At 40.2% G+C, this 12712-nt stretch carries 8 protein-coding genes; 7 read left to right on the forward strand and 1 reads right to left on the reverse strand.

From position 1 onward, the window contains the following. Nucleotides 1-130: 130 nt before the first annotated feature. The 4 genes from AAAY30_RS10230 to AAAY30_RS10245 all read left to right on the forward strand — a co-directional run bounded on the left by AAAY30_RS10230 (nucleotide 131) and on the right by AAAY30_RS10245 (nucleotide 4160). Nucleotides 131-766 carry an IMPACT family protein gene (locus AAAY30_RS10230; protein ID WP_302196913.1) on the forward strand — a complete coding sequence of 212 codons (636 nt, stop codon included), beginning with the start codon at nucleotides 131-133 and terminating at the stop codon, nucleotides 764-766. Nucleotides 767-857: 91 nt separating this feature from the next. Continuing rightward, nucleotides 858-2624, forward strand: coding sequence for a DNA primase (gene dnaG, locus AAAY30_RS10235; RefSeq protein ID WP_195410606.1), 1767 nt, complete (start codon nucleotides 858-860; stop codon nucleotides 2622-2624). 59 nt (nucleotides 2625-2683) lie between these two features. After that, entirely contained in the window at nucleotides 2684-3769 is a 1086-nt protein-coding gene (gene rpoD, locus AAAY30_RS10240; protein ID WP_252559469.1) for an RNA polymerase sigma factor RpoD, read from the forward strand. 13 nt (nucleotides 3770-3782) lie between these two features. Beyond that, nucleotides 3783-4160 (forward strand): metallopeptidase family protein, encoded by a 378-nt coding sequence (locus AAAY30_RS10245; protein WP_195410607.1) that lies wholly within the window; start codon nucleotides 3783-3785, stop codon nucleotides 4158-4160. Between the two features lie 186 nt (nucleotides 4161-4346). On the opposite strand, the gene AAAY30_RS10250 is transcribed toward AAAY30_RS10245, so the two are convergent. Beyond that, complete coding sequence (locus tag AAAY30_RS10250) at nucleotides 4347-4652, reverse strand: LysM peptidoglycan-binding domain-containing protein (protein WP_022235328.1); 306 nt, start codon at nucleotides 4650-4652, stop codon at nucleotides 4347-4349. A gap of 107 nt (nucleotides 4653-4759) precedes the next feature. On the opposite strand from AAAY30_RS10250, the gene eno reads away from it, so the two are divergent. The 3 genes from eno (at nucleotide 4760) to pulA (AAAY30_RS10265) (ending at nucleotide 12524) form a co-directional block, all read left to right on the forward strand. Continuing rightward, on the forward strand, nucleotides 4760-6016 hold the full coding sequence (gene eno, locus AAAY30_RS10255) for a phosphopyruvate hydratase (RefSeq protein WP_195410609.1): 1257 nt from the start codon (nucleotides 4760-4762) through the stop codon (nucleotides 6014-6016). A 404-nt stretch (nucleotides 6017-6420) separates the two neighbouring features. Continuing rightward, nucleotides 6421-9294 carry a type I pullulanase gene (gene pulA, locus AAAY30_RS10260; RefSeq protein WP_499215779.1) on the forward strand — a complete coding sequence of 958 codons (2874 nt, stop codon included), beginning with the start codon at nucleotides 6421-6423 and terminating at the stop codon, nucleotides 9292-9294. A gap of 59 nt (nucleotides 9295-9353) precedes the next feature. Continuing rightward, complete coding sequence (gene pulA / locus AAAY30_RS10265) at nucleotides 9354-12524, forward strand: type I pullulanase (RefSeq protein WP_499215778.1); 3171 nt, start codon at nucleotides 9354-9356, stop codon at nucleotides 12522-12524. Nucleotides 12525-12712: the final 188 nt, after the last annotated feature.

Genomic DNA, 12712 nt, shown 5'->3' on the forward strand with positions numbered 1-12712 from the left:
TTTAAAAAGGCTTGACCTAAATTTTTAAATTGTTTTGCTTAACCCGTGTGTTAAACCACAATTTTATTATTTTTACCCCAAATATTTATAATAGAACCTTAATTAATAACATAAAACGGAGGTGTACTTGTTGGCAAAGGATTACAAAACCGTGCTTGAAAATGCAAGCGATGAATTTGTGGAAAAGCGTTCTCGGTTTATTGGATATTGCAAACCTGTTAAAACAGAGCAGGAGGCAATAGATTTTATTAATGAAAAGCGCAGTGAACATTGGAATGCTACACATAATGTATATGCCTATTCATTGAGAGAGGGCAATATAAAGCGCTACAGCGACGACGGAGAACCCTCAGGTACAGCCGGTATGCCTGTGCTTGATGTTATAGTAAAAAATGAAATTTTTGATGTCGTGGTTGTGGTTACACGATATTTCGGCGGTGTACTCCTTGGTACGGGCGGTCTTGTGCGTGCGTACTCTCACGGTTCAAAAATCGCAGTCGAGGCGGCAAAGCCTGTAATTATGCAGAATTGCCTTGTATGCGAGGCAAGATGCGCTTATAACCAATACGGCAAGGTATCATCTCTGATAATAGGTGTGGGCGCTGCCGTTGATGATACTGTATATGAAAGCGATGTACTTGTAAAATTTCACATTAAACCCGATTTGCTCGGTGCGCTGAATAAAAAACTTGCGGACGCAACATCGGGTGAAGTTACGGTTGAACAGAAAGACGAACAGTATTTTGCTGTGCAGATAAATGGATAATACAAAATATTTAAAATTTTTTTGAAATAAAAAAGGAATATTTGCGAAAAAATCGTAAATAGCTAATAGGAAACAGAAAAGGGGGAGTTTTGTGCCTTTTCCGGAAAGTTTTTTGCAGGAATTAAAGCTTAGAAGTGATATAACGGAAATTGCTTCGTCATATGTAAATCTTAAGCGCCACGGCAGAAATATGGTTGGATTGTGTCCGTTTCACGGCGAGAAAACTCCGTCTTTCAACATTTACACCGAAAACGGCTCGTTTTATTGCTTTGGCTGCGGTGCCGGCGGCGATGTCATTACCTTTATAATGAAGATTGAAAATCTTGATTATGTCGAGGCGGTAAAGTTCCTTGCACAAAGGGCGGGTATGGAAATGCCTGAAAATACCTATGATGACAGCCTAAGTAAATTAAGAATGAGAATTTATGAGGCAAACCGTGAGGCAGCGAGGTTTTTTCACGCAACACTGCTTTCACAAAGAGGGCAGAGCGGACTGAATTATCTTAGAGGCAGAGCTTTATCTGACCGTACGATAAGGCATTTCGGACTCGGCTTTGCCGATGACGATTGGAACTCGCTTTGTAATCATCTGAAAAACAAAGGCTTTTCGGAATATGAAATTTACTCCGCAAACCTTGCTTTCAAAAGAAAAAACGGTAACGGAATTTATGACCGCTTTGTAAACAGAGTAATGTTTCCGATTATAGATTTGCGCGGAAATGTTATAGCTTTCGGCGGCAGAATTATGACCGACGAAAAGCCTAAGTATCTCAATACTTCCGATACTCCTGTATTTAAAAAGAGCGAAAACTTGTTTTCTCTTAACAATGCCAAAAGCTCGGGTACACGCACACTGATTCTGTGCGAGGGATATATGGATGTTATTGCGCTTAATCAGGCGGGTTTTACGAATGCGGTCGCAACACTCGGCACTGCTCTTACAAATGAGCAGGCAGTCCTTATGAAACGCTATGCCGATGAGGTTATAATTTGTTATGACGCTGACGGCGCAGGTCAAAAAGCTACGGCAAGAGCAATAGACATCTTGCGAAACGCAGGACTGCCGATTAAAATCCTCACTGTGCCGAGCGGTAAAGACCCTGACGAGTTTATCCGTTCAAAAGGTGAAAACGGCCCTGCGGCATTTAAACTTTTAATAGAAAAATGCGGCAACGATATTGAATATCGACTTATGAAATTAAAAGAAAATTACAATCTCAACACAACTGACGGCAAGGTAGCTTTTTTAAACGAAGCTGTAAAAATAGTTGCGACAATTGAAAGCCCGATTGAAAGAGATGTTTTTGCATCGAAACTTTGCGCCGAACTTGAGATTGATAAAAATGCTTTTCTCGAGCAGATTTCAAAGGTCAAAAGGCGGGGCAGACGGGAGAATATTAAAAAGGAAACCCGTCAGATACAGGCAGAACTTAACGGTCAGAACGACAAGATAAACAGAGAGCACTACAAAAAACCGAGAAGTTCAAGTGCCGAAGAGGCTCTGCTCGTTTATTTAATCAATAATCCCGACTACGCAAACAGCATTTCGGAAAGGGTTACACCCGATAAATTTTCAAATTCGCTTATAAAACGCTATTATGAGTATGTACTTAGCAAAATAAAAAGCGGATACGAGCCGCTTACAAGCGTATCTTCGGATTTTAATTCCGACGAAGTTTCGTATCTTTATAAACTGATTTCCACCACAATTCCCGCCGCATCCACAAGAGAGGCGGTAGAGGAATATATTAATGTAATTAATGAAGAGAGTAACAAGCTGACTTCGGACAAGCTTGCCGATATGTCGGCAGATGACATTAACGATTACATAATGAAGCTGAAACAAAATAAAAAATAGGAATATTTATTTTGTTTTTTAATATATAATCTTTTGTACATTCAGAAAGGAAAATGAGTATGAACGCACCTCAGGACAAAAAAGCAGTTGTAAAAGAGCTTTTAGAGCTTGGCAAACAAAAGGGACAGCTTAACAATCAGGATATTCTTGATGCTATCGGTGAGATTGACTTTGACCCCGAACAGCTTGAAAAACTCTATGACAATCTTGAACAGCAGGGTATTGAAATCGTTGAGGATATGGGCGACATCAAGATTGATGATATTGACCTCGGCGATGGCAAGGATTCTGATTTTGTTGCAGACGGTGCTGTCACCGTTGACGATCCTGTTAAAGTATATTTGAAAGAAATCGGCAGAGTACCGCTCCTTTCATCCGAAGAAGAAATTGACCTTGCCATCAGAATTGCCAACGGCGATGTACAGGCAAAACAGCGACTTTCAGAGGCAAACCTTCGTCTTGTTGTAAGCATTGCAAAGCGTTACCTTGGCAGAGGTATGCAGTTTCTCGACCTTATTCAGGAAGGGAACCTCGGTCTTATCAAGGCGGTTGACAAGTTTGATTATACAAAGGGATTTAAGTTCTCAACATATGCCACATGGTGGATCAGACAGGCAATCACAAGAGCCATTGCCGACCAGGCAAGAACAATTCGTATTCCGGTTCATATGGTTGAAACTATCAATAAGGTAAAAAAAGTTCAGAGCCAGCTTTTGCACCAGAACGGTCATGAGCCTACCCCCGATGAAATTGCAGACGAGCTTGACTTGCCAGTTGATAAGGTAAGAGAAATTATGCGTGTGGCTCAAGAACCTGTATCTCTCGAAACACCTATCGGTGAAGAGGAAGACAGCCACCTCGGCGACTTTATCCCGGATGACGGTGCACCCGCACCTGCCGATGCCGCTTCACACACAATGTTAAGAGAACAACTTTCTGATGTTCTTTCAACTCTTACTCCGAGAGAGGAAAAGGTTTTAAGACTTCGTTTCGGTCTTGAAGACGGCAGAAGCAGAACTCTTGAAGAGGTAGGCAAAGAGTTTAATGTAACCCGTGAGCGTATCCGTCAGATTGAGGCAAAGGCATTAAGAAAGCTAAGACATCCGTCAAGAAGCAGAAAACTTAAGGATTATCTTGATTATTAATTAGGTATTGATTATGGTTACTTTTGAAGAATGTGCTCAAATGTTTGATGAAATTGCAGACTCAATGCCGCAGGAACTTTTCCGTGACCTTAATGCGGGAATGTCGCTTGAACCGCAAGCAAAGTTACATCCGCAAAGCGTGAGGGGAGAGCTGTATATCCTCGGAGAGTATGTAAGAAATTCAATAGGCAACTCAATTGTGTTTTACTACGGCAGTATTATGAAGGTGTACGGAGGTTTGTCAAATGACAAGCTGTACACGGAGCTTGAGAAAATAATGCACCACGAAGTAAAGCATCATAACGAACATCTTGCAGGTTGTGATGACCTCGGAATCTGCGATGATGAACAGATAGAATCATATCTTAGAAGTAACGGTATAACCGGATAATACATAAAAGCTGTATCGAATTTATCGGTACAGCTTTTGCTTTTTGTAAAGTGTTGTGGTGAGTTATGGTTTGGCAAAAAGTTTGTGTTAAATAATTTGAAAATTTAGGTCAAGTCTTTTTAAATGTTGACCAAATTTTTATAATTGTTTGGTAAGATATTCTTTTAAAAGCTAATTTAATAATATTTACACATTCAATATTTGTCCAGGATAGAGAACATTGGGATTGCCGAGATTGTTTTTATTCATAAGATCCTCTACCGTCATATTGTACATCTTTGAGATATACCAAAGGGATTCTCCCGGTCTTACAATATGTGTGCGTGGCGACTGTGAAGTTCCTGCCGGAATTGCCAGAGTTTCACCTACATAAATTCTGTTTGCGTCAGCAATGTTGTTGTATCTTAAAATGTCGTTTACCGTAGTTTGAAAAAATTGCGCAATGCCAAACAAAGTATTTCCCGGTCTGACAGTATAGTAAACAATATCCAAATTATTTCCTCCTTTGCTTTTTTAATATAATATGCTTTTTTTACCTCCGTGCCACTGCTCTGAATATTTTTTGACAGTTACGGTAAAATATATTTGGAGGTAATAAAATGAAAATAACCATTAATTCTGTAGTCGGCAGAGAAATTATTGATTCAAGAGGTAATCCTACCGTAGAGGCTACCGTAGGACTGACAGACGGAACTTTTGCAAATGCGGCAGTACCGTCGGGAGCATCAACAGGTGCTTATGAAGCTGTTGAACTGCGTGACGGCGGTGATAGATTTAACGGCAAGGGAGTAAAAAAAGCAGTTGCAAATATCAGCAAAATTATTTCACCCGAACTTTGCGGTATGTCGCCGTTTGACCAATGTGCAGTCGATAACAAATTATCAGAGCTTGACGGGAGCAAAAACAAGAAAAATCTTGGTGCAAATGCGATACTTGCCGTGTCAGTCGCAGTTGCAAAGGCAGCGGCAAAATCGCTAAGACTTCCGCTTTATCGTTATCTCGGAGGTATTTATTCGGTAAAACTTCCCGTGCCTATGATGAATATTCTCAACGGCGGCGCTCATGCAGCAAATAACATTGATATACAGGAATTTATGATTATGCCTGTAGGTGCGAATACTTTTTCCGACGGTTTGCAGCAATGCTGTGAAATATACCACAGTCTTGGCAAAATTCTTTCACAGAAAGGTATGGCTACTTCTGTAGGCGACGAGGGCGGTTTTGCACCGAATCTTGAGACCGACGAAGAGGCAATTGAGTTGATTATTCAGGCGGTTTGTGATGCGGGATACAATACAGAGAATACTAAGATTGCAATTGATGCGGCGGCATCCGAATGGTTTAACGACGGCGTTTATCACTTGCCGAAAAGAAAATCTGTACTCAAGACAAGTGACCTTATTAATTATTTTGAAAAACTTTGCGACAAATATCCGATATTTTCAATCGAAGACCCTCTTTCGGAATACGATTGGGAGGGTTGGAAAGAAATCACGGATCGCATCGGTAAAAAAGTTCAGCTTGTAGGCGACGATTTATTTGTTACAAATTCAGAAAGACTTTACAAGGGCATTTGTGTCGGCGCAGGTAATTCTATTTTGATAAAAATGAATCAAATCGGAACTCTTACAGAAACTTTTGGGGCGATTGATATGGCACAAAAGGCGGGTTACACAACGGTGATTTCGCATAGAAGCGGTGAAACCGAAGATACTACAATTGCGGATATTGCTGTTGCGGTAAATGCCGGGCAGATAAAAACGGGAGCACCTTGCCGTACCGACCGAGTATGTAAATATAACAGATTATTAAGAATTGAAAGTCTATTTAAAGGTTCGTCCGTATATGGGCTTTAAAATATAATAATTGTCAAAATTTTGTCAATATTAAAAGGTTATTCGATTATTGTACGAATCGAATAACCTTTTTTGTCCTTATTTTGTTATTTGGAACTTTATTTGAAAAAATGCATAAAAATTTGAGTTGATATGTAGCAAGTTGCACAATAAAAACGTTTAAAATTCTACATCGTAAATCCTCATATTTAAAATATAATTCTTTAAAAGATATAAAATCGCTTGAAAATTATGTTAAAATTATATAAAAGAAAATATAATTATTTATTATGTTCAATACTGTTCGTATATTAAACAGTATGATTTTGGTCAATACTAAAACTGAATATTTTGTTTCTGATGGCGGCTTGGTAAGCGGACAAGAATTCTGAAAAGTATTGCCGCAGAGTCAGGAGGCATTTTTATTGTTATTAAAAAGATTAATTACAGGAGTATTAACGGCAATGATTATGGCAGGTATGTGCGCATCGGCAATCAGTGCGGCGGAAGAAAAGAAAGTTGAAAACAAAAAGGTTAATTATCAGACTTATGCAGCCGAACTTGATAAAACAGCTTATTCGGGCAGTGACCTCGGTGCGGTTTGGTCTGAAGATTCAACTACTTTTAAAGTTTGGGCGCCTAAGGCTGCTACGGTAAAGTTAAATCTTTACGAGCACGGCAGTGACGAAGAGGGCGACGGCGGATCTATTGCCACAAAAACAATGGAGCTTGACAAAAAAACAGGCGTATGGAGCATAAAGGTAAGCGGTAATCTTGCGGGAAAGTATTATACTTACAGCGTTAAAAACGGCGATACGGTTACCGAAACAGGAGATGTTTATGCAAAAGCCTGCGGTGTAAACGGCAAGCGCAGTATGGTAGTAGACCTTAACAGTACAAATCCGGATGGTTGGGAAAACGATGTTCATGTAACTGTTTCAAATCCTACCGAGGCATCTGTATGGGAAGTTTCCGTTGCCGATTTTTCATCTTCGGAATCAAGCGGCGTATCTAAATCAAACAGAGGTAAATTCCTTGCTTTTACAGAGGAAGGTACAACTGTAAACGGTATTCAGGGCGGTACACCGACATGCGTTGATTACCTTAAAAAACTCGGTGTTAAGTATGTTCAGATTATGCCTTTCTGCGATTTTGGTTCTGTTGACGAATCAAAAGACATTATGTCGCAATACAATTGGGGCTATGACCCTGTAAACTATAACTGTCCCGAGGGTTCGTATTCTACAAATCCTTATGACGGTAATGTTCGTATCAAAGAATGTAAGCAGATGATACAGGCACTTCATAATGCAGGTATCGGCGTAATTATGGATGTTGTTTACAATCATACTTATTCAACGGATTCCGTATTCCAAAATACAGTTCCTAACTATTATTACAGAATGAACGAGGACGGTACATTCTCAAACGGTTCGGGCTGCGGCAACGATACTGCATCCGAACACAAGATGTTCCGCAAGTATATGATTGATTCTGTTACTTATTGGGCAAAGGAATATCATATTGACGGTTTCCGTTTTGACCTTATGGGTCTTCACGATGTTGAAACACTTAATCAGGTAAGAGATGCGCTTGACGAACTCTATGACAACGACATCGGCAAAAAGATTATTATGTACGGTGAGGCTTGGAATATGCCGACTGCTTGCAATGAAGGCACGGTAATGGCTAATCAGGGTAACCTCAAGCAGCTTAACGACCGTATAGGTGCTTTTGACGATACTATCCGTGATGCAATCAAGGGCAGTACGGGCGGTACAGACGGCGCTTTCGTACAGGAGGCAAGCAAAAAATCTAACCTTAAGATTGGCATATCGGGTCAGTCCGACCGTACTTCGGGTTGGGCAAATGTTCCGTCACAGTGTGTAACATATGCGTCTTGTCATGATAACCTTTGTCTTTACGATAAACTTGTTGATTCGGTTTACGGCAGAGATTCCGAATACAGAAAGCGTTATGAAGATTTGGTGGCAATGAATAAACTTTCAGCCGCTATTGTAATGACATCTCAAGGTATTCCGTTTATGCTTGCCGGTGAGGAATTTGCAAGAAGCAAAGACGGTGACGAAAATTCCTATGCGTCAAGCCGTGAAAAAAATATGCTTGATTGGAACAATATCAATGAATACAGCGATATTGTTGAGTATTACAGAGGTTTAATGCAAATCAGAGAAGAATTTGCGGCATTTAAAGATTGCACGGCACAGAGTGCAAATGCAATTAATTATTTAAACGACTTGCCAAAAACAGTTGTAGGTTACAAACTTAACAACAAAGAGCAGGGCAAATGGAATCAAGTTTGCGTTCTCTTTAACGGCGGCGATGAGTCACAGAATGTTAAAGTTGACGGCAAGTGGGTAATCGTTGCGGACAACGAAACAGCAGGATTAAGAAACCTCGGTGAAGTTGACGGCAGTGTAGAGGTTAAAGCTCATTCGGCTGTTGTTATGGCTGATAAGCAGGGCTTTGACAATGCACAGCTTACAATCCGTGAGGGTGCGGTAGTTGTAAATTATTATGACAATAAAACACATGACCTTATTTCTACCCAAACCGTAACAGGCGGTATCGGTAAGGCTTATGACCTTGCTGAAAATGCTTTTACTCTTAACTATGACATAAAGAAAACCGACGGTGACGCAAAAGGGTTCTTTACAGACGGAGTTCTTCACGCTAAGGTTTATGTTGAAAAGTACGATGGCACTTTTTCAACAGTTACTTACCACTTTGTTGATAAAGAGAGCGGTAAAGATTTAGTTGACAGCTATTCAATTAAAAACAGAACAGGGGTTGAGTATTACACTCCCGAAATTCCCGGTATTGAAAATTACAGACTTATACTCGACGAACTTCCGAACAATGCTTCCGGTGTTCTTCCTAACAAAGATTTTGATGTAACCTTTAAATACGAAAAGATTGCGGATGATGACAAGTCAAAGGACGAATGCAGAGTAAATGTAATTTATATGGACGGCAGCGGTAAGGTTGTTGAAAAGACAACTCTTACAGGTGCAGAAGGAGAGGCTTATACGGCAGAAGAAAAAGAATTTGAAGATATGACATTAAGATTTGTTCCGTTAAATGCGAACGGTAATTTTACAAAAACAGAAATTAATGTAATTTATTCATATTCAAACGACCCTGACCCCCTTAAGTCGGTTATGGTTGTTGTATATATTGCTGCAGGTCTAATTCTTGCAGGATGCGTTGCAAGCACTCTTTATACAAATATTAAAAGGAAAAAGGCTTTTGCCGAGTCTATGGATATAGACGAATGATTTTAGGTAGTTATTCCCACAAGGGATAGATTATAAAAATAAAAGGAGGAAATAAAACTATGAAAAATACAAAGAAATTTGTATCTGTTGTCCTTGCATTTTGTATGCTCGGTACAACAACAGCAGTTACTTCAATGGCTGCAACAACCGATGCGGAAACAGTATCAGGCGGTTCTGTAGCAGTAGATACAACTGCTACAAAAGCACTCGAAGAACTTGACGCAAATTACAGATATGATGGAGATGACCTCGGCGTTACATACACTAAAGATGCCACAACTTTCAAAGTTTGGTCACCTACAGCAACTGACATTAAGGTAAATATTTTTACAAAAGGTTCAGACGATGAACAGGGAGCAACTAAGGTAGCCTCCTACCAACTTGAGAAAGAAGACGCTACAGGCATTTGGAAGATTAAGCTTACTGGCGAATGGAAAGACTACTACTACACCTACACAATCACAGTAGTTAATCCTACAACAGGCGAAACAACAACAAGTGAAACACAGGATGTATACTCAAAGGCAGTCGGTGTAAACGGTAACCGTTCAATGATTGTTGATCTCGACTCTACAGACCCTGACGGTTGGGACAAGGACACTCATGTATTCCAGGATGAGGTTACAGACAGCACTGTTTGGGAACTCCATGTAAAGGACTTCTCATATGACGCTTCTTCAGGTGTATCTGAAGAAAACCGCGGTAAGTACCTTGCATTTACAGAAAACGGCACAACACTTAACGGTGAGGGCAACATTTCTACATGTATTGACTATCTAAAAGAACTTGGTGTTAATACAGTACAGCTCAATCCATTCTATGACTATGCTTCAGTAAACGAGGCAGGCAACGATGAGCAGTTTAACTGGGGCTATGACCCACAGAACTACAATGTTCCTGAAGGCTCTTATTCTTCAAATCCATATGACGGTAATGTAAGAATTAAGGAATGTAAGGAAATGATTCAGGCACTCCATGATGCAGGCATCAGCGTTGTAATGGATGTTGTTTACAACCATACATATTCAACAGACTCTTGCTTCCAGAAGACTGTTCCTAACTATTACTACAGACTTAACAGAGCAGGCAAATTCTCAAACGGATCGGGTTGCGGCAATGAGTGTGCAACAGAGCGTGCAATGTACAGAAACTATGTTATTCAGTCTTGCCTCTACTGGGTAAATGAGTACCATATTGACGGCTTCCGTTATGACCTTATGGGTATTATGGATGTTGAAACAATGAATCAGCTAAGAGATGCTCTTGATAAGGTTGATAATAGGGTTACAATGTGGGGCGAAGCATGGACAGGCGGCGACTCATACCACCCAACAAACACTTGTGACGGTACAAAGTTTATACCGGCTATTCAGTCAAACGCAGGCTCACTTAGCGAGAGAATCGGTATCTTCAATGACTCTGTTCGTGACGCTATCAAGGGCGGTGCTATGAGCATTGCAAACACAGGTTTTGTTCAGGGCTCAAAGGGTGCTGCTAAGGGTATTTCTTTCGGCTTGTTCGCTAACTCAAACGGTAACTACAAGTGGAAAGCTAAAGCTCCTTCACAGTCAGTTACATACGCTGACTGCCACGACAACGCTGCTCTTTACGATCAGCTCGTTGCTTCTACAGTTTCAGGTGACTACGGCAACCGTTACGAAGACCTCGTTAAGATGAATAAAATGGCAGGTGCTATTGTAAATACTTCACAGGGTATTTCATTTATGCTTGCAGGTCAGGAAATGGCTCGTACAAAGTACGGCGATACAAACAGCTACAAGTCTTCACCTGAAATCAACAAGATTAACTGGAACAACATTCTGGAGTATCAGGATCTTGTATCTTACTACAAGGGACTTTACGAAATCAGAAAGAACTTTACACCATTCACAGCAATGGATAAGTCATATTCATCAGCTTACACACTTAACAAGGCAATGGGCAGTGCATTCTCTAACCAGGTAGCGTTTACTGTTAAGAATGATCAGCCTGACGAGTGGCAGACAATGGCTGTTATCCACAACTCAGCTAAAAAAGCAGAAGAAGTTAAGCTCAAGGATGAAAGCTGCACAGAGTGGGTAATTATTGCTAACGATAAGACAGCCGGTTTAAAGAAACTCGGCGAGGTTTCAGGTTCAACATTTACTGTACCTGCTATTTCAACAGTAATTGCTGTTGACAAGGCAAGCTTTGATAAGCTCGCTCTTGATGACGGTATGGGTCAGGTAACTGTAAACTATGTTTACGAAAAGACCGGCGAAAACCTCGTAGATCCTGAAGTAATTCAGGGTACAATCGGTACAGGTTATACAACAGCCGAAAACTCAAGCATTAGTAATACATATATATTGAGCAAGGTTGAAGGTCCTGCAACAGGCACTTATTCAGAAACACCGGCAGTTGTAACATACTACTATGCTGACTATGTTCCTGAATCATTCAAGAACGCAGACTTTAACAATGACGGTATTGTTGATGTTCGTGATGTAACATTAATGCAGTCTATTATTACAGATCCTGCAAGTGTAGATGCTGACACATATGCAAAGATAGATGTAAACTACGATACAAGGAAAGATGTAAATGATGTTACAGCTCTTCAGACTTATACTACCGGTAAGCCGGTATCATCGGGCAGTGTTACAGTAAACCATTTCTACACAGCTGAGGACGGCACAGTCGAAAAGATTACTCCTTCAACAGTAATTTCAGGCAGAGTAGGCGATGAATACACAACAACAAGCTACCGTACAATCGGTTATGCTGTTGATACAACAAAAACACCTGAAAATGTAAACGGTCACATTCCTTATGGTGTAGATATGAGCGTTGATTACTACTATGTAGCGTCAAGTATGGATGTTAAACTCCATGTTAAGCACAATGGTTCACTTACTTGGAATCCGTCACTTTGGCTCTGGGGTTCAGATACAAACGGTGTTGATGCTGACAACTACACAACATCAGGTGAATGGCCGGGCGATACACTTACAGAAATGGATGAAAACGGTTGGTATGTTAAGGACTTCACTTGTACAAAGGCAGGTTCTTACAATATAATTGCTTCTGACACAGGTACAAATCAGACAATTGACTATAAGGGCTTTATTGACAACGAGCTTTGGATTGTAATCGATGATTCTAATGTAATGGGTGGTACATACCTCACATTCTATACAGAGAATCCGGATAATAACCCAAATGCACCAATCGCAGTTCCGATCGCTTAATCTAAAATAATTCAAGCCGGCCTCGTAAGGGGTCGGCTTTTGCTTTTGGTGTATTTTAAATTAGGAACACGCTTTGTTCTGATTTTTGTCAAACAATTATGTCTATTTATAAAAAAGTTTTTGGAAAAATTATGGTTTAGCGGTATGATTTACCAAACAATTATAAAAGTTTGGTCGACCTTTTCAAA

It is taken from the genome of Ruminococcoides bili, from assembly GCF_040093295.1.
GTDB classification, from domain to species: Bacteria; Bacillota; Clostridia; order Oscillospirales; family Acutalibacteraceae; genus Ruminococcoides; species Ruminococcoides intestinale_A.

Bases quoted from the DNA above. Each gene is read 5' to 3' on its own strand.
- eno (WP_195410609.1), top strand. From the start codon at position 4,760: ATGAAAATAACCATTAATTCTGTAGTCGGCAGAGAAATTATTGATTCA.
- AAAY30_RS10245 (WP_195410607.1), top strand. From the start codon at position 3,783: ATGGTTACTTTTGAAGAATGTGCTCAAATGTTTGATGAAATTGCAGAC.
- rpoD (WP_252559469.1), top strand. From the start codon at position 2,684: ATGAACGCACCTCAGGACAAAAAAGCAGTTGTAAAAGAGCTTTTAGAG.
- pulA (WP_499215778.1), top strand. From the start codon at position 9,354: ATGAAAAATACAAAGAAATTTGTATCTGTTGTCCTTGCATTTTGTATG.